General features: G+C 60.8%; 16 protein-coding genes and 1 riboswitch. Of the genes, 10 read left to right on the top strand and 6 right to left on the bottom strand.

Features of this window, described 5'->3' with window-relative positions; all coding sequences use genetic code 11:
• The first annotated feature begins 50 nt into the window (after positions 1-50).
• The 3 genes from kdpC to VHE12_02975 all read left to right on the top strand — a co-directional run bounded on the left by kdpC (position 51) and on the right by VHE12_02975 (position 1361).
• Entirely contained in the window at positions 51-653 is a 603-nt protein-coding gene (kdpC, locus tag VHE12_02985; protein ID HVZ79750.1) for a potassium-transporting ATPase subunit KdpC, read from the top strand.
• Between the two features lie 11 nt (positions 654-664).
• Positions 665-988 carry a hypothetical protein gene (locus tag VHE12_02980; GenBank protein ID HVZ79749.1) on the top strand — a complete coding sequence of 108 codons (324 nt, stop codon included), beginning with the start codon at positions 665-667 and terminating at the stop codon, positions 986-988.
• Positions 989-1103: 115 nt separating this feature from the next.
• A complete protein-coding gene (locus tag VHE12_02975; protein HVZ79748.1) occupies positions 1104-1361 on the top strand; it encodes a hypothetical protein in 258 nt (85 codons plus the stop codon).
• Here VHE12_02975 and VHE12_02970 read toward each other — a convergent pair.
• On the bottom strand, positions 1348-3183 hold the full coding sequence (locus VHE12_02970; protein ID HVZ79747.1) for an APC family permease: 1836 nt from the start codon (positions 3181-3183) through the stop codon (positions 1348-1350). The genes VHE12_02975 and VHE12_02970 overlap by 14 nt on opposite strands.
• Before the next feature lie 3 nt (positions 3184-3186).
• A riboswitch (cyclic di-AMP (ydaO/yuaA leader) is annotated at positions 3187-3346 on the bottom strand.
• A gap of 177 nt (positions 3347-3523) precedes the next feature.
• Between VHE12_02970 and VHE12_02965 the strand changes: the two genes are divergently transcribed.
• Positions 3524-4690, top strand: a complete 1167-nt coding sequence (locus VHE12_02965) for a fibronectin type III domain-containing protein (protein HVZ79746.1) — start codon at positions 3524-3526, stop codon at positions 4688-4690.
• An 81-nt stretch (positions 4691-4771) separates the two neighbouring features.
• On the opposite strand, the gene VHE12_02960 is transcribed toward VHE12_02965, so the two are convergent.
• A complete protein-coding gene (locus VHE12_02960; GenBank protein HVZ79745.1) occupies positions 4772-5227 on the bottom strand; it encodes a hypothetical protein in 456 nt (151 codons plus the stop codon).
• 522 nt (positions 5228-5749) lie between these two features.
• Between VHE12_02960 and VHE12_02955 the strand changes: the two genes are divergently transcribed.
• On the top strand, positions 5750-7453 hold the full coding sequence (locus VHE12_02955) for a hypothetical protein (protein ID HVZ79744.1): 1704 nt from the start codon (positions 5750-5752) through the stop codon (positions 7451-7453).
• A 22-nt stretch (positions 7454-7475) separates the two neighbouring features.
• Here VHE12_02955 and VHE12_02950 read toward each other — a convergent pair whose 3' ends face one another.
• From VHE12_02950 to VHE12_02935, 4 genes are all read right to left on the bottom strand, one after another.
• Complete coding sequence (locus VHE12_02950; GenBank protein HVZ79743.1) at positions 7476-9923, bottom strand: glycosyltransferase family 39 protein; 2448 nt, start codon at positions 9921-9923, stop codon at positions 7476-7478.
• A 3-nt stretch (positions 9924-9926) separates the two neighbouring features.
• Positions 9927-11525, bottom strand: coding sequence for a ChbG/HpnK family deacetylase (locus tag VHE12_02945; protein HVZ79742.1), 1599 nt, complete (start codon positions 11523-11525; stop codon positions 9927-9929).
• A gap of 538 nt (positions 11526-12063) precedes the next feature.
• Positions 12064-12693, bottom strand: coding sequence for a class I SAM-dependent methyltransferase (locus tag VHE12_02940; protein ID HVZ79741.1), 630 nt, complete (start codon positions 12691-12693; stop codon positions 12064-12066).
• Positions 12694-12712: 19 nt separating this feature from the next.
• The gene (locus tag VHE12_02935; protein HVZ79740.1) at positions 12713-13504 is read right to left on the bottom strand and encodes a glycosyltransferase; all 792 of its coding nucleotides are present in this window, start codon (positions 13502-13504) and stop codon (positions 12713-12715) included.
• Positions 13505-13672: 168 nt separating this feature from the next.
• On the opposite strand from VHE12_02935, the gene hemP reads away from it, so the two are divergent.
• The 5 genes from hemP to VHE12_02910 all read left to right on the top strand — a co-directional run bounded on the left by hemP (position 13673) and on the right by VHE12_02910 (position 18476).
• The gene (gene hemP / locus VHE12_02930; protein HVZ79739.1) at positions 13673-13840 is read left to right on the top strand and encodes a hemin uptake protein HemP; all 168 of its coding nucleotides are present in this window, start codon (positions 13673-13675) and stop codon (positions 13838-13840) included.
• Between the two features lie 152 nt (positions 13841-13992).
• The gene (locus VHE12_02925; protein HVZ79738.1) at positions 13993-14595 is read left to right on the top strand and encodes a MotA/TolQ/ExbB proton channel family protein; all 603 of its coding nucleotides are present in this window, start codon (positions 13993-13995) and stop codon (positions 14593-14595) included.
• 1 nt (position 14596) lies between these two features.
• The gene (locus VHE12_02920; protein HVZ79737.1) at positions 14597-15007 is read left to right on the top strand and encodes a biopolymer transporter ExbD; all 411 of its coding nucleotides are present in this window, start codon (positions 14597-14599) and stop codon (positions 15005-15007) included.
• Positions 15008-15014: 7 nt separating this feature from the next.
• Positions 15015-15602 carry an energy transducer TonB gene (locus VHE12_02915; GenBank protein HVZ79736.1) on the top strand — a complete coding sequence of 196 codons (588 nt, stop codon included), beginning with the start codon at positions 15015-15017 and terminating at the stop codon, positions 15600-15602.
• A gap of 363 nt (positions 15603-15965) precedes the next feature.
• Entirely contained in the window at positions 15966-18476 is a 2511-nt protein-coding gene (locus VHE12_02910; protein ID HVZ79735.1) for a TonB-dependent receptor, read from the top strand.
• Position 18477 lies beyond the last annotated feature (1 nt).

Here is an 18477-nt window from a genome sequence, read left to right as displayed (position 1 = left end):
AGCTGGCGGCTGTCAGCTACCCGCTGCCAGCCAGAAATTCGGAGGCTTAAATGCTTAAAGACATTATGGTTCAAACCAAACATTCGCTGATCTTCGTGGCGGTCTTCACGGTCCTCCTGGGCCTAGTCTATCCGGGCCTGACGACCCTTTTGGGGAAGGCCCTATTTCCCCGCCAAGCGGACGGAAGCTTGATCGAAGTGAATGGGAAGAGGGTGGGGTCGGAATTGATCGGCCAGTCCTTCGACGATCCCAAGTATTTCTGGAGCAGGCCCTCGGCCACGGGGCCTTATGGCTATAACGCCTCTTCCTCGACGGGCTCGAATTTGGGACCAACGAACCCCGGGTTCTTGGACACGGTCCAAGGACGCATCGACGCGTTGAAGAAGGCCGACCCTGACATGGCCGGCAAGCCGATCCCTATGGATCTGGTGACCGCCTCGGGGTCCGGGTTGGATCCCCATATCAGTCCGGCCGCCGCCGAGTACCAGGCTTCCCGCGTGGCCAAAACCCGAAAACTTCCCTTGGAAAAGGTGAAGGAGCTGATCGCCCAGAACACCCAAGGCCGTTGGTTGGGTTTCATCGGGGACCCCGGCGTGAATGTGCTGAAGTTGAACCTGGCCTTGGACGCTTTGGTCCCGGCGGCTTCTAAGTAGGGAGGTGGCACATGCGTTGGAGGATCAAGGTCGATCTCAAACAACGCCTGGGGGACCTGCGGATCCGGCGCCGGTTCGCTTTTTTCCCGGCGAAGGTCGGGGGATTCAAGGCTTGGCTGGAACCTTTTTATTGCGTCGAAAAATGTTATCACGTCTATGGCGGGTTCCTAGGTGCTCGGTGGGGTGAAGAATACCGGGCTTTCAAGAAGGAAGAATGTTTCGAATTCCTCCGCTCGTTCTACGAAACACCCGCTTATCTGAAAAAATTGGGCCTTTATCGGATGGGACCCGGATCCGAACCCGGGAGCCCCTGGTACCTGGATCCAGTTTCCTGAGAAGAATATAAGTCCACGTCCAAAGTGTAGAATGGCTCCGGTCCGTCATTCGCTGGGCCTTCTTCCGTGCCTTTGAAGGCTATCCGGAAGGCCCGGAACGGGAAAGTGCCTTTTCATGGATCCATTGACGCTTTTCGGCTTGTTCGCCGTCACCGCCATGCTGGTCACCTACGCGCTGGAGGACAAAAGCCGGTGGTTCATCCTGGCTTTCGCGGGCAGTTGCCTGCTGGGTTCGGCCTATGGATTCCTCCAAGGGGCCTGGCCCTTCGGGCTAGTGGAGGGGATCTGGTCCTTGGTGGCGGTGGGGCGTTGGTGGCTGATCAGGCCCGGTCTTAGGGAACGCGGCGGGAAAAAGAAGCCTATCCGACGATGACCAGTTCGGCCGACTCGGGCAGGTTCTGGGCGAGTTTTTTGAGCATCCGTCCCCTCACCATCCGCCAGAAGAAGGTCCGCTTGGACGAACCCACGAAGACCTTGGCGACCTTCAATTCGGTGGCGGCCTCCGCCAGGGAAGTGCCCGCGTCCTCGGCCATGCGCCAGACGGGGATGGCATTGATCCCGATCTTTTGAAGGTAAGCGCATGATCCGACCAAAACATTCACGGCGTTCTCGCTGGGCTTGATCTCCTGGGGCAGGAAAAGCCCGGGCATCTCATCGATATAGATCACATAAACATTCCCTTTTTTCATGCCGCGGGCGAAGACCGCCGCGTCCTCCAGGAGTTTTTCGTTCACGAAACGCAGGGCCACGATGATGGGGGAGGATTCGAAGGCCGAAGCCTCCAAGGCCTCCTCCAGGGTCAGGATATTGGAGGCCTCCGGAAGATCGGCGACGGTCGCTTCCGCCGCCGCGAACTGGGAAGAAGCCTTGCGGGCGGCGCCGATCCGGTGCCAGACCCCCACCCCCACGAGAATGACCGCCAGGGTCCCGCCGAAGAACAGGGCATCGGGCTTATGGAACATGTTGATGAACCAGGCCGCCAGGAGGGCCAGGGTGGTGAAGGCGCCGGTCCAGAACTTGAAACCCCGATCCCCGTCGCGCCAACGGAGCCGGTCGATGGCCAGGGAAGAAAGGGACAAGGTGCCCAAAAGGCCGAAGTTATAGAGATCGCCCAAGGCATCCACGTTGGCCCGGGTGATGAGGATGATGGCCATGGGGACGAGCCCGGAGATGAGGATGGAGAGGTAAGGGGTCCCCAGGGTCGGGTGGCGCTTCCGCAAGAAAGAAGGGAGGAAGCCCAGGTCCGAGAGCCGGACGTTCACGTGGTAGTTGCCCACGATGGCGGTGTTGCAAGCCATGAAAAGGAGGGTGGAGGCGGTCAGGACCACCGCCAGCCCCAGGAGCGGGCCGCCCACGGTGAAGCCAAGCGCCGAAAGAAAGGAATCGGCCTGGGCCCGTTTGACCTCGTCGGGGAGGATGTAAAGGATGACGGAGGTCATGGGGGAGGAGACCACCACGATCATGCCGATGACCCACCACATGGCCTTGTTGGCGGTGGACTTCACCGGGAGGCGCATGGAGCCTGAGATCTGGGCCACCGATTCCAGCCCCGAATAGGCCAGCCAGGTGGTGGCGTAGCCGATGGCAAGGGAACTGACGGTCAAGGGGACCCCGGGGTGGATGATGCTGTGCCAGAGGCCGGCGAAGGACAGCGAAGGGGTGACGGCGATGTGGAAAAAGGAGACTCCCAGCAGCAGGAGGATGACGGCGATCTCCACGGTGGCGAAGGTGGAATTGACCGAAGCCGATTCCTTGATCCCGATGATGTTGACCAGGATGAGGACCAAGAAAAGGATCATGGAGGCGGGGAGGACCAGGTCCTTGGTACTGGGCATCAGGCTGGAGAGGTAATAGAGGCCCGAAACGCCGGAAATGGCCGAGGTCAGGAAGTAATCGACGGTGATGAAGGAGCCGCCCACCAAAGGAAGGAATTCCAACGCGGAAAAGGCCTCGCGCACGATGGAAACCACGCCGCCGCCGTCGGGACAGCGGTCGCAGATCTCGACGTATTTCAAGGCGATGGTGATGAAGACCCCGGTGCAGATGAACTGGGCCAGGGTGGCCAGGTAGCCGATGGAATCATAAAGAATGCTGGGAACGTAAAAGACCGAGGTCCCGATATCCGCGTAAACGATGGCGAAGACCAGGACCCAACCGAGCTGATGGACCTTGATGGATGATTTGGGATCGGACATAGGGGTGACGCCTCCTGAAGCCTACGAGGTTAGCTGTCGGGCTCGGCGGGAACGGCTCGCCTTCCTCGTCCGGTCTTTCTTTTCGGATAAGGATTCGCCCCAAGAACTTGGGTCCCCCGTTCGGACAGGCCAAAAGGCTTGTCCGACTCGGCATTAAGGTGCATCTTTATACTTTCTTAATATTTTAATTCAAGGGCCCTCCGGCCCGGGGCCTTCCGGAAAGGCCCTTGGAGCAATGAAAGTGGGCTTTTTCCATTGCCGGGAATCCGGGGTCTGGAGGCTAGAATGGCCGACAAGGCGGCAGGAAGGGCGGAGCTCACTCTGGGCAAAAGGGTGCCATTTGGAAAATAAAGAAAAGACCAAGGACCAGCGGACCCTTTTATGGGCGGCGATGCTCTGGATGGCCGGGACCCTTTGCGGCGCCGAGGTCCCGGCCCCGGCCCATTTGAAGGCCGGTCAGTCCCAGGGGAAATTGGTCCTTCAATGGACCGCGCCCAAGACCCAGGGCCTCCAGGGCTACCGGGTCTATTGGAAACGCCCGGGCGCGGACCGGGCCACCTGCCTCACCCCCCAACCCATCCGGGACACGGAGATCATCCTCGGCCATTTCGAGATCGGGAAGACCTATGAAGTGGGCGTCTCGTCGGTGGACGCGAAGGGCGTGGAAAGTCCCCAGGCCCGGCTGAAGGTGGTGCCCAAGGACCCAACGCTTCCGGTCCCGGAAGGTTTCCAAGTGGAGTGGTCGGCGGGTCAGGCGACCCTCCGTTGGGACGAAAGGGACCTGTCCACGATCGCGGGCTATAACCTTTATCTCGCCGACGAGGATGGGAACCCGGTCCGAAAACTCAACGACGGACCCGTCACCGAAAGCCGGATCGACCTCAAGAACCTGAAGAAGGACAAGCTCTACCGCTTCCTGCTGACCTCCACGGACCGCCATGGCTGGGAAAGCCTTCCCGCCCCGATGTTGGAGTTCCAGCCCCAGGCCCTGGCCGTCCAGGAGAGCAGGGCGTCCCTTCCGGCAAAGCCCTCCGCGCCCCCGAACGGCCAATGGTTCCTGACCTGCGCGGCGGGCCTGGACCTTCCCCTGTCGGGCCGTTCCACCTATTCCTGGGGCCCGGCCGGATCGGTGGGCTTCGGTTTCGAGTGGTTCGACGGCCTTTCGCTGGGTCTGGAATTCCAAAAGACCGACTTCTCGACGATCAATGATTCGGGGTTCCTCTCGGAGACCGGGTTGGCCTTCCTCCCCGTTCTGCGGCTTTGTCTCCTGCCGAAAGGGGTCCGCCCTTATCTTTCGGCCGAGGGGGGACTGGACCTGGGGGTCGCCTACTCGGACGCGGGTGAGGCCGTTTCGCTGGACCCGGATGTGAGGGTCGCGGCCGGGTTCCAGTTCGAGATGGCCAAGGACGCCTATGCCTTTGTCGAGGGGGGCTATAACCTCATCCTTTCCTCCAACGGCACTGGACGGGATGTCCCCCTCTCCACGGGCCTGATGATGGGGCTTTAACTATGAACGGAAGTTGGTTTTCCGTAAGGCGGGTCGCTGCCGGAAATCAGGAATTAAGACCCGGGAAAAAATCGATAAGAATCAATCGTTTTTGAAAATTTTTCCACACTTTAGACAGATCCATCTTTTTGACCATTCTTTGTACAAGCCTGGCCATTCTTCCGTATTGAATTGCCAGGCGGTATAAGCGAAGCCGGAGAAAATAATCATTCCGAATATCCCGAAAATCGTGAATCCCTGTGAATTTTTGTCGAACAACCCACCTTGGGGAAAGAACTCGTTCTGGGGTAAAAAACGGTTTAGCGCCAAGAGCAAAGAAACGAAGAACCAAATGGCCCAGGCGGCGACCGTCTTTTTGGAGGGTGGGGAAACTTCTTCAGCGAGCAAGGTTTGAGAAGAACCGACCGTTACCCCCACGCCATTTTCTCCTCGGGCTGAAACGCCATAAGTGATCCCGTCAAAATCGGAAGTACCTTCCTCGTAAACCAACTGAAGTTTTTTAATTTCTTTCGCACCGCAATTCGGGCATTTGGCCATGATGTTCCTCTCGATTCTTGGTAGTTCGGAATATTTTATAGAGGACTGTATTTTTATGTTTGATATTCTGCGGACGCCCTCGATGCTGTTTTTGGATTTTGGTATTTTTTCATCTTGGTTTCACCGGAAGCCGAAGAATGGTCTAAGGCTGTTCTTGGTCCGGGTTCGGAATGCATATCAGGATCTTCGCGGCTCGAGACTTTTCTGTGCGCTATAAACCCACGTTATTAAGGTGGGGGCTGCGGAGTGGTGTTTTGCCGTACGATTGGAGATCATTGTTCGGTTAGAAATTTGTCCGAAGAGTTCTTGCCACTTCTTCTCCTTTCAGGTCCCATAGTAGTAGGGCTTCTGTTTGAGTGAACAGTTAGGTGGGGTCGGCGGATGGGCTTAAATTTTCGTCTGGATGATCGGTTTTTGGCCCAAGGTGGAAGAGAAATGAAGGATATGAATAAAACTGACTTTCGGATCATTCCGTTCGTTCTTTATCTCTTTATTCTCCTGGTCTTCCTCAAAATGTCCTGGATGAGATGGGGGGACCTCATCATCGATTCGGGCAAGGAATGGTACTTGCCCGAGCAGATCCTCCGGGGACGGGTGCTCTACCGGGATCTGGCCTGGCTCTATGGACCCTTCGTTCCCTATTGGAACGCCCTGCTCCTGTGGGTGGGCGGCGTCCACCTGCATAGCCTGGTGGCCAGCGGGATCCTTTCCATCGTGTTGACCGTCCTCCCCCTCCATTTCCTGGGTCGCCGGTTGCTGGGGGAGGGCTTGGCCGGGCTCACGGTCGCGACTTTCCTTTGCGTGCTGGCCTTCGGTTTTTACATCTCCCCCCATAACTACGATTACATCCTTCCCTATACCTATGCGGCCACCTATGGAATGGCCTTCGCCCTTTGGACCCTTCTTTTCTTCGCCCGTATCCTGGAAGGGGAACAGGACGGGCCTTGGGCCATCCTGGCCCTGACCTTGACCGCCTTGACGCGGTGGGAACTGGCCGCGGCCTTGGCTTTTTCCATCCTTTTGGCCGCCTGGGACCCGGCCCAACGGGGCAAGGGGCCCAACCGGTTCCGGTCGGCCCTTTCCTTCCTGCTCCCGTCACTGGGGATCACGGTGATCCTCTATGTCCTTTTCTTCGTGCTGTTGGTCCGGGGCCAGGGCTGGACCTGGGAGGCCATCCGGACGCATCTTTCCCCCACCAGCCCCTTCGCCCGTTCCCTGATGGGACTGGACCTTTTGAGGGACAACCTCCTGGGCCTGGCGGTGACCTTGGGGCTTTACGCCGTCTTCGCCCTTTTCTTTTTCGCCGGTGGCCGGGCGGCGGCGGGGCTCCGCATCGAAACCGGCCAGGCTCGTTCCTGGGGCCCGGTCCTGGTGATCGCGGCGGTGGTGGCGGTGCCGGTGGCGCTGATCCTCGAGAACCTTTTCGGCCCCCAAGCCCAGTTCCGTTGCGTACCGCTGATCTGCCTTTACTTGGCCTGGGGCACGCTGAAAAGGGGACGGCCGGACCCGAAGGATAACCTCTGGCTGGCCACGTCCCTGTTCGCCTTCCTGTCCTTAGGGCGCATCCTGCTCAAGGCCAGTCCGGAGCAATATGGGTTCACCCTGCTGGTCCCGGGTCTTTTGGTCTATTACGGGTTCTTCCTGAAGGACCTTCCGGGCAGGTTCCCGGAGGGGAGGATCAGGCTTTTCGTGAAGGGCGGGTTCCTGTTGGTGTCGGGCCTTTTCCTGGCCGGCCACGTCGGCATCGCATCGGGCTGGTACGCCAAGTGCACCTTCCCGGTGGAGACGCCCCGCGGGACCTTGATGTGCTTCCCGACCGAACCCGCCCCCGGCTGCGCGAAGCTGCTGCAGTTCCTGCGCGAAGATTCCCAGGCGGGCGACAGTCTGGCAGTCTTCCCCGAAGGAGCGGCCTTGAACTTCCTCTCCGGGCTCCCCAACCCGCTGACCGATTACGTCTGCAATCCGGTGGACCTCATGCCTTCCGGGGCCCCGAAAAGGGTCATCGACCAATTGGAGGCGAACAAGGTGACCTATGTGGTGCTTCTCCAGCGGGATACGGGCGAATACGGCCCCGCTTCCTTCGGGCGGGATTACGCCAAGGACATCATGGGTTACGTTTTCGCCCACTATTCCCCCATCCAGCAATGGGGGCCCTTCCCCTATGTCACGCAGTTCTTCGGGATGGTGTTGTTGAAGCGGCATTCGGACCAGGTCATCGTCCGTTGAGGGATACAGGCGGACCTTTCCCCTAAAGCTTGGTCCAAGGGGCGGTGCCCACCGGCCGCAGGAAGATGTCGGGGATCACGAAACCATTGGGGTTGCGGAAACGCAGTTCGATCCAATGGATCCCCATGGTCAGGTGGATCTTCCCTTTGGCTTTCGTGGCCACGGAAGGCGCATCCTGCTTCCACAAGGTCCTTCCGTCGATCCGGAGCCAGACCGGGTTGGGGGTCCCGATGCTCCATTCGTAATCGCCTTCCTGGGCGATGGGGAGGGACCCCACGGTGCGGACCAGGCCGGGCGACCCGAAATCCTTGAAAAGGTCCGACCGTAGCAGGTCCGCCGGCAGGGGCGAACCCAGGTCCGGGGTCCTTTCCTCATAGAAGATCCCGCCCAGTCCCCAACCATAGCTATTGGTGAAATAACGCCTCAACCAGGCCCCTTTTTCCGTGCCCGGCAGGAGCAAGGGCGAGGCCACGGAGGCGACGACCGGGCCGGGAAGGGCGACCCGCCACATATAGAGTTCCGGGTTCGGGTCCCCCTCCTCGTGTTTGAAGACCCAGATCTTCTCCCATTGGGCCGATGGATAGGTGCGGTGCAGTTCATCGATGAGCTTGGCGGCGGAGCCGTAAACATAGAGGACGATGTCCTCGGGAGAGTCCCCTTCGGCCAGGGGGATCCGGTTGGTCTTTTTGAGGATGTAGTAGCGCTGGCCGTCGTTCAGTACGAACTGGGTGTTCAGTCCAAAGAACCAAGGGGCCGGGGCGAGGTAAATGCGGTGGTCCTTCCCATCCTGCCGGACGTGTTCGGCCAGGACAGTGTCCGGTCCCGGGTTCCGGGCCCAGGAACCGAAAAGCTTATGGAATTGGATCCAAGCGCCGCCGGCCGCATAAAGGGAAAGGAAAAGGGCCAGGAAAACCCGGCCCCAGCGAAAGTCGCTTTTTTGCCCCGGCAGTCCGTCCCAAAGCCGGGATAAGGCCCAACCCGCCAAGAGGTACGCAGGGGGGGCACAACCCAGCAGTTTGGTGGAGGCGGGGTCGATGGAGATCACGTAGACGGCGACCCCCAATCCCCCCATTCCCACCAGGAAGGCCTTGCGCCAATCGGGTTCAACGATGAGGAAGGCCAATCCCAGGATGAGGGCCCCTTGGGAAAAGACATCGAAGAAGGGGTCCAGGGCGATGGCCAGGTCATTGCGGTCCGCACAGGCGAAGAAAAGGGAGCGGAAGGTCTGGATGGTCTGGGAGGCCAGGAAGGCCCAGGGATGGGACGCGCCGTCGCCGCTTCGGAAAGGGGATAGGTTGGCGATGCGGTCGTCGAATTGGGGGGAGAGGGTCAGGGGATAGACGAGCAGGCAGGCCAAGCCGAGCCCCAGACCCCAGCCGGCCAGCCGGGAAAGGGGGCCCTTTCGGATCGAGATACCGGCGGCCAGGGCCGAGGAAGCCAGGGTCATGACGAAGAAAGCCGCGATCACTTGGGGACTATGGGCGACCCAAAGGCCCCAGCGCTGGGTCCAAGGCTGGAACAAAGCCAACATCCCGTTGAAGGTCCCGGAGTAGATCCCGGTGAGGAGCAGGAGCGACCCAAGGGCCCCCACCGCCGCCGGCAGGCGGGGTTGGGGGACGTTCCGCAGGACCCAGGGGAGGAGAAGGAGGGGAAGGCCGATCATGAAGACCCGGAACGACGAATAGGTGTGGATGCCGAAGGCCATGGCGAAACCCCAAAGCAGGAAATGGCCCAGGGAGGGTTTGCGGAACAATTTCAGGGAAGCGAGGATCAGGAAGGACACCGCCAGCGAAAGGGAAAAGGCCCGCATGCCCGTCAGGCTCAGTTGGATCATGGGCCGTCCCAAGGCGGCCAGGCCCGCGGCGGCCAGGCCGGCCCGCCGGGAGCCCAACTCCTTCCCGCAAAGGTAAAGGACCCAGAGGGCCGCCAGGTCGATGAGGGCGGCGGTCAGGCGGGGGATCATGAAATCCGGCACGGACTCGGGAAGCAGGGCGAGGAAGAGCGCCTGCACGTAAGGCACGAAGGGTTCGATCCCATCGGTGGGAAGCATCCAATAGAAATGGTCCTTGTCCAGGATGCCGTGGACCCAGACCAGGATGGTGGCCCAGTCGTCCCAGAAGGTCCCCGGGGGATGGTCCAGCCGATAAAGCCGCAGGAAGGTCCCGGCCGCCATCAGGAGGGCCAGGATGGCCCAAGCGGCCTTTCGGCCCAGGTCGGGGGTCCTCTCCTTCGGGAGACGCCGATAACCCAAGGACAAAAGGGTGATCCCCAGGAGGAAGAGGGTCCCGATCAGTCCCGCAGGCGCACCGGGGGCCCAGGCCGTCTTGACCACCACCTGGAAGCTGAGCAGGAGCAGGACCGCGAAAAAAGCCAGTGCCCAGCCGCAGGCGATGGGGGGCCAGGTGGTCCGGGAGACCCAGGGCCGGCCCTGGGTCTTCATCCTTTTCACTCGTTTTTTGGGACGGGCCATGGATCAGGCTCCCTTGTCCTGCGCCGTGAGTTCGAGGGCGAGTAGGCGCAGGAGGTTGAACTCGTTGACGCGTCCCTCCCGGTAACCGTCCGAGGGGGCGGCTTGGGGAATATCGTTATGAATGGCCGGGTGGATGAGCACTTCCGAGTCCGCCACCCGGTTCAGGCAACGGACCAGACGGTTGAAGTTCGAGAGATCCCCGGGAAGCGGGTAATAGAAGGGTTCGGTGCGGAAACCCAACCACCGCACCCGGTCCTTCAAGGAACGGCCGAACCAGGCCACCAGGGCCCTTTTTCCCCACCAGAGGGAGGGATGGTAAGGGACCCGGACCTGGCGGATGCCTTGGGCATGGAGGGTCTTCGAAAGGGCCTCCAGCACTCCGGGGACGGCGTGCACATGGTGGTGGCTTTCCAGGCGCCTGGGCCGGATGCCCATTTTTCGCAACAGGGCCAATTGTCCGATGAGTTCGGCGCGTATCTTCCCCGCCAACTGGGCCCGTCCTCCGGCCAGGCTCCGGAACCAGTCGTCCAGGAACCCGCCGACGGATCGGTAGAGACCGCCGCTCTCGGGACTGGTGAGGTTGAAGTGGAGGCCGAACTCGATCCCGGGGACCCGCTTCAGTTCGGCGAGGCGGTAGCCCATGAACTTGCCGCCGGCCAGGACCGAGACCCGGCGCAGGTGCCCCAGGCGCGCCATCTCCAGGATGGCGTCGTTGATCGCGGGCGAGAGGCCCCAGTCATCGGCGGTGAGCCGGTTGCGGTTCAGGCGCAGGAAGGAGTAGTCCCCCTGGCGCAGGCCCTTCAGGAAACGCCAGGTCCAGCGGAGGACGCTGCCGATCTCCCGATAGACCCGCAGGCGGGGTTTCTCCCGCTCCAGGAAGAAGGAGGCGGGGAGGTCGGTCAGGCGATAGCCATTGGCCTTGGCCACCAGGGCCAGCTCGGCTTCATAAAGGAAGCCGGGGCAGGTCAGGCGGTTGAAGACCCGGAGCGCGAAGGTCCGTTCCAACACATAGGCCCCGGCGAGGTTGTCCGTCAGGGGCAATTTGAAGAGAAGCGACCAGAGGTGGCCCAGAAGGACGCCCAGCAGATGGCGCCGATAGAGAAGGGAAAGAGCGGTCACGGGGACGGTGAACTCGGAATCGGGCAGGCGGCGATTGGCCATCACCGCCCGGACCTTCGGACCCAGACGGGCCAGGGCCGCCTTAAAAAAAGAAGGACCGTAATGGCATTCCAAATTCCCGACCAGGAGGGTCCGGCCTTGGGAGAGGAAGATGCCTTCCCGTACGGCCGAACCGGGCCCGGAATGGGAACCTCCGATCCAACGGAAGGGTTTGCGGTCCAGGGTGGTGCGGGAAAGACGGTCGAGCCGCGCCCCATAGGCGGGGTTCTTTTCCCCAAAGGGGACCAAGAGGATCTCATGGGATCGGCCGAAGCGTTCCGTCAGGAAGCGTTGCAAGGATGCCACGTACCGTAAAGCTTCCTCCACATTGATCGGGGCGAAGCGGTCCAGGGGGACCGGGAGGATCAAGGAAGCGCCCAGTCGGCCTTGGGCGGATGGAAGGGGACCGGTCCATGGATCCAGCGGGCGGGAAGGAAGGATCATGGACGGTCCTTCCACCCGATGGGTGGTTCTTGGGTTTTTATCGCCGGAAAAGATGACAAAAAAAGGGCTCCTTCAAGGGATAGGCCCACGGGGGCCTTTTCGGCATGAAGGAAGGACTAAATGCGTAGGGGAGAAAAAAGCTCCTGGGATGGGAGGCGACGGTCCTTGGGAAGGGTGGGGCCGGAGCGGAAGAACGACCGGACGAATGCCCGTTGCGAGGGTGGAATCAGGTAATGGGAACGGTTGGTCCGCTTAGCGATCTTCTTGAGGCTTTGGACCTTTTTGACGAAGGAGGATGTCGGGGTCCGGCCCTTGGGGACGCTGTGAAGGGATGAATGCGGGTGAAGGGCAGCGTGAACATAACAATTGTGGAGGATGACCGCGATGGGCCGCAAAGGCAAAGCCATCGCGAAAATCCACAATAGGATGGTTGTCAAAATCCTTTGGGTCGGCCGCATGCCACCTTCCTGGAATGGAACGGAACTATTATGGACCCGACAAGGACTCCGGAAAACATTTTAAGGCGGGACGTTCGGAACTAGGGCTTTCGGCACCAAAAAAGCACGTCCGCGAAAGGGAAACGCCCCGTTGCTTCGGAGCGAACCTGGAACCCCACCCGGCGGGCCAGTTGGTCCCATTGGACCCTTGAACGGAAGTGGAGGCCCCCGGCCTTGGTGAAGCCCAGGCCGGTCATGAGGCCCTCATGCAGGCGGTTCCAGAGGGAGGAGAAACCGGGGCGTCGGTCCACATCCCGGAACAAAAATACGCCGCCCCGCGCCAAGCGACGGAAAGCGTCCTTCATCAAGGCTTCCTGTTCCTCATAAGGAAGGTAATGCAGGACGTCCACCAGGGCGATGCCTTGATAGGCGCGGCGGGGGATCTTTCGGAAGTCCCCTTTTGAAACGGAAAGGTTCGGCAGGTCCCGGCCCGCCTGGCGGGCGATGGCGACCCTTTCGACCGAATGATCGAGCCCTTCCACCCGGCGCCGGGAGGACCCAAGGGCCAAGGTCAGGGAAAGCAGGCCGTGGCCGCATCCGCCGTCCAGGACCAGGCCCCGATCGGGCAGCAGGGACGCCATGCGGTCGTAGGGTGTCCAAAGCCAGCGGAGCCAAAGGAACAGGCGAGTTCCCATGGGAAGGTGGGCGTAACGGCGCAGGAGACCTTCCATGGGGGCTGGGACCGGTCCTTTAGGCCGTCTTGAGGCTGGAATAGTGTCCCCTCCCATGCAGGAACCAGATCCGCGATATCCAATAGAGGGCCACGGCCGCGGACCGGAAAATGCGGATGGTCGATTTTTCACTGGGCAGGCTCAGCACGACCGGCAATTCGGCGATCCGCCGGCCGGTCCCCTGGGCGGTGAGGAACATTTCGATGTCGTAAGAATAGCGGGGACAGACCTGACGGCGGAAGACCTCGACGGCGGTCCCGCGGGTCATGGCCTTGATGCCGGCCTGGGTGTCGGAGGTGTGGATGGGGAAGAGGAGCCGGACGAAGGCGTTGAAGAGAAGTCCCATGAGCACCCGCTGATAGACCATGTGGAGCACCCGGGTCGGCACCCGGAACCGGCTGGCCGGAAGACGGCGGTTGCCCGTGACCAGGTGGAAACCGAGCCGCAGGAGACGGGAGGCCTGAAGGAAAAAGTCCAGGTCGAAGGGAAGGTCGGCGTCGGTGGTGAAGATCCAGCGCCCGCGGGAGAGGGCGAAGCCTTCCTTCAAGGCCAGTCCTTTGCCGGCCGATCCGGCGTTCCGGCAGACCCGGACCTCGGGGAAACGACGGGCCAGGGTTTCCGCCGCCCGGAGGGTCGCCCCGTCGCCCGGGACGGGATTGGGGACCAGGATGATCTCGAAGGACTTGGGGAAATGGTCCGATAAGAATCTACGGATCCTGGGGACATTGCCCTCCAACTGTTCGGGGCACCCGTGGGCGGGGACCAGGAAGGAAACGTCCAAGGAACGCCGGGAGGTTCGGGAAGGCCTCAAAAGTATCTCCTGATGGGGATCGCCCCTAGGATAGGCCTCCTCCGGGGCCGCGGGAATCCATTTTCCTCCGAAAAGGGGTCGTTCGCCCCCGGTTATTTTCCGGGAAAGAAGCTTGACAGGAAGGGGAGTATTGATAATGATTATCAATATCAACTAACAGGAAGTCCCATGCCGCCCCAGGAACCATTGGAACCGATCCCTTCGGGGCGTTCACGCCGCGAAGTGAAGAGCGAAGAGCTCATCCCTCCCGGCGAGACGGAACTTTGGATCGTGCATGGAACGGAACGTTACCGCCTGCAGTTGACCAAGAGCGGAAAGTTGATCCTGACCAAGTAATTCCCAGCCAGCCACCTTTCAAAAAGGCAGCGAGCCAGGACGAGGCGCCGAAAGGTGCCGCCCTGGCTTTTTTTATTTCCAGTCCGCCAGGGGAAGGGAAAGGGTTTCGGGGACCCTTGCGCCTTCCCCTGGAATGGGCAAAGGAGAAAGAGATGTTCCAATTGTTCATGAAAGGCGGGCCCTTGATGTGGCCCCTGTTCCTCGTCTCGATGGTCACTTTAACGGTGGTGATCGAGCGGTTCTGGTTCATCTTCCGGGAGGGAGGTCTTCGTAGGCCGGCCGATATCGAAGCCCTTTTCGTCCATCTGGAGAAGAAAAAGGTCAAGGAGGCCATCGAAGTAGGGAGCCGTTCCAGTGATTTTACCGCAAGGACCATGGCGTATGCCTTGGAGCACCGGGAAGTTTCCCTTTCCAATGCTTTCCTGCAGGCCGCCAACCGGGAATTGTCCCGTTTCAGCAGGGGACTGCCCGTGTTGGATACGGTCATCACCCTGGCCCCTTTGTTGGGTCTCCTGGGGACGGTGACAGGCCTCATCCATTCCTTCGGTCTTTTGGGGGACCAGGAACTCCAAGCTCCGACCGCCCTCACGGGTGGCATCGCCGAAGCCCTCATCGCCACCGCTTTCGGATTGATCATCGCGGTGACGGCCCTGATCCCCTTCAATTACCTGAACGCACGGTCCGAATCGGCCCGTAAGGAACTGGAAGATACAGGTACCCAGATGGAGCTTCTGTTGCGCCAGGTTAGGGACTGAAATGCGCATCATTGCCCCGGCCCGCCCCAAGCCCCGCATCGAGATCATCCCTTTGATCGACATCATGTTCTTCCTCCTGGCCACCTTCATCATGGTCTCTCTTTCCATGATCAAGAACCTCTCGATCCCGGTGAACCTCCCTGCGGCGCATTCGTCCAAGACGGATCAGGGAAAACCCAAGGCGGCCGTTTCCGTCACCACGGATGGAAAGATCTATTGGGACAAGCAGGAGATTTCCCCCGAGGCCCTTCCTCCCAAATTCAAGGATTTGGCGGCCCTTGACAGCGAGGCCAAGGTCATCATCCACGGGGACAAGAAGGCCGACTTCGGCCTGGTGGTCCAGGTCTTGGACGCGGCCCGGCGGGCGGGGCTCAAGCACACCGCTCTTCGGACCACCCAGGCCGGGAAGTGAGGCATCCATGGGTTTGCGCGAATACTTGAACAGGATGGCGAGCCCCTGGCGCTGGAAGGTCAGCGCCCTTTTGGCCTTCGGTCTGCACGCGTTGATCTTCCTTGGGGGTGGGATGGTCATGGCCACCCAGGCCGAGTACGGGATGGCGGGCGCGATGGCCATGACCGGGGGGAAACCCAGGGTCCAACCGCCCCAGGAAGAGATGGTGGATCTTGAGGACGATCCGGAAGCCCCCGCGGAAGCCGTGAAAAAATTGAAACCGGTCCCGACCCCGGTAGTTCCGCCCGGTACAGGCGGTACGGCTTCGGGCGGCGCACTGGAGGTTCCGTCCTATTACCGGAATCCCCCGCCGCCCTATCCACAGGAGGCCCGGGAGCGGAAACAAGAGGGGAAAGTCCTCCTTCGGGTCGAGGTGGGGGCGGATGGGAAAGTGTTGTCGGTGGCGGTGCTCCGGAGTTCGGGGTTTCCCTTGCTGGATGACTCAGCCCAAAGGACGGTATCGGGATGGGAATTCAAACCGGCCAGGATGATGGGCATGGCGGTGGCCAATACGGTAAGGGTGCCGGTCCTTTTCCGGTTGCAGGACGCCCGCTAGGGCGAATTCAAGGTCGAGGGGGAACGAAATGGGTCATCGAACGGACATGGAACTCCAAGCGGGAGGGTGTGGGTTGGCCCGTTGTACGTGCGGTCGCTCGGCCCTGCGGGTACGGGACAAAGTGCTCCTGCTTTCCTCACGGGACCTGGCCGATCTGCAAAAGATATTCCGGTCAGTACCCGAAGACCGTGCGGCAGGACGTCCTGCCCTTACCGAGATATTGGGAAGACTGACCGGTGAAAAATCCTGGGAAGATTTCAAACCAACTTGTTGAGGCCGGTGGATGGACGCCCTTGATGGAGCTAGGGATGGGCGAAACAAATGACCCAGCTGAACATCAATTCATTTAGCTCGGGAGAGAACATGGAAACGATATTGGGGAGCAAGAACGAGATGAGCGGGGGATGGAACGTGCCGGAAAGGCCGCCTTTTTCCTTGCGGATGGCCCTTTTGGAAGGCGAGTCCCGGATGGGTGCACCCACGACGGCCTTGTCGGCCCCCGCGGACTTGGCCGAGGCATTCCGAAAGGTGGTCCGGGTCCTGGCTGACGCTTCCCGAACGGCGATCCTCTTGAAGCGCTGGGTTTTGCGGTCTTTCATGGTGGGCTACCTGACGGTGGTACCCCTCAAGGCCATGGCCGCTTCTTCGAAGAAAGGCGCGGCTACACCGGTGGTTGAGGCGAGGGCGAACACGGTCGAGGCTACGACCCTGGCAGCGGGCGAGGGAGGCGAAATGGACGGCGATGCCGCTTCCATGCCCTTGGTCACCGTCATCGGGCGCTCGGAGAAGGATTACCAGGTCAAGTCCGCTTCGTCCCCCAAATACGGGGGACCGCTGATCGACGTTCCCCAGACCCTTTCCATCGTTCCCCAGGCCCTCCTGAGCGACCAAGGAAGTTCCAACTTGGCCCAGGCCCTCCAGAATGTTCCGGGCATTACCTTGAACGCCGGGGAAGGCGGGACCCCGGCGGGTGACAGCTTCAATATCCGGGGTTTCAGCGCGAAGGATGACATGTACATCGACGGTACCCGGGACACGGGGAACTATACCCGAGATACCTTCGATGTGGACCATGTGGAGGTAAGTCAGGGTCCGAGTTCGTCCTATTCGGGCCGGGGCTCCACCGGTGGGACCATCAACGTCGTCAGCAAGGACCCTGACGCCTCCAAACCCTTCGCGAGTGTTTCCTTGAGCGCGGGGACCGCCAACGGCGGGGTCTTGACGGGCGTCAAACGTGGAACCGCAGACGTCAACCAGCCCTTGAATGTGGCGGGGTTAGAGGAGGCGGGCTTGCGGTTGAACGTCATGCAGCAGGACTCGGGTGTGGCCGGCCGCCAATATATCGAGAACAAGGCCTGGGGCTTAGCGCCCTCCCTTTCCTTCAAGTTGGGCCAGGACACCAAGCTGACCTTCGACTACTACAGCCTGCGGCAGGACAATACCCCCGACTACGGTGTGCCCAGTTTCGGCGGAACCAATCGGTTCGCGCCCCCGGGGCCCGAGGATCCGTCCCTTTATTATGGTCTTTTGGGGCTGGACCACGAACGGGTGACGGTCAACAGCGGCTGGGTGCGCTGGGAGCAGAAATTATCGCCAGCGCTGGACCTCAGGGACCAGTTGTCCTATGTGGATGCCTACGTGGACCGCATCGTCACCGATGTGGAGGTCTATACGCCCATCAACGGTGTGCGAAGCACCAAGACCCACCTGACCGACGACCAGACCCTGGATGAACAACTGGACTTGACGGCCAAATTCGACACGGCCGGACTGGGGCATACGGCGGTCGGGGGCGTTGAATACGCCCACCAGTACTCCAGCTTCGGCCATTACGCAGGAGGGGGCCCCAACTGGAAGTTCGTCGATCCGGTCGTGCCCATCACCGGTAGCCCGGATCCCAACGATGCCTACGCGGGGCCAGTGACCCTTTCACCCAATACCGTCCGAATGGAAGCTGACGACCTGGCGGCTTACGCCCTGGATACCATCAAGTTGGACAAGCAGTGGCAGGTGACGGGAGGCGTCCGTTACGATTATTACGAGCCGAACAACATCCTGGACGGGGCGGTCACGACCGCCGGTGGGTGGCAATACAACCCAGTGGTGCCCATCGCCTCCCAGGGGATGTGGAGTTGGCACGCCGGGGTGATCTACAAGCCCGAGGAGAACGGGACCCTTTACGCCTCGGTAGGGGATTCCTACCTGCCCAGCACGCAAGGCCTGGCCGCCGTGGGAGGGGCCTATAGCACGATCAATCGGGTAGCCAACGCGCAGGCCCAGGAAAGCCTTTCCTATGAGATGGGGACCAAGTGGAACCTGTTCTCGGGGAAGCTGACGGCCACGGCGGCTGTCTTCCGCACCGACATGCTGAACGCCTTGGAGACGAATCCCGATGACCCCTCGGGGCCCCAGGTCAACGGCGGCAACCAGCGGGTGGATGGCGCCAGCGTGGGTTTCCAAGGGTCTCCGGTGGAATACCTCAACCTTTATGCCGGTTACACGTACCTCAACGGACAGGTTTTAAGCGGGACAGGTACAGCCAGCGGGTCCGTCACCAACCAGGCTGGATGGAAATTAGGCGGGGTGGCCGAGGATTCGGTCAACTTATGGGGAACCTATGAACTTCCCTTCCATCTCCAGGTCGGGTTGGGAGCGGCTTATTCCAGCGGATGGCCGATCCGCACCGACGCGGTCCCGGTCATGCTGCCCTCTTACCTGGTGTTCAACGGGATGCTGTCCTATCCCCTGACGAAGGAAATGGACGTCCAGTTGAACCTCTACAATCTGGGCGACACGCTCTATTGGACCCAGGGTGGTTTCTGGGTGGAGGGAACCCGGCGCTCGGGTGTCCTGACCACGAGTTACAGGTTCTAGG

Source organism: bacterium, from assembly GCA_035549195.1.
GTDB lineage: Bacteria > Oederibacteriota > Muellerivitia > Muellerivitales > Muellerivitaceae > DASZRK01.
This window is presented reverse-complemented; position numbering and strand designations above follow the sequence as displayed.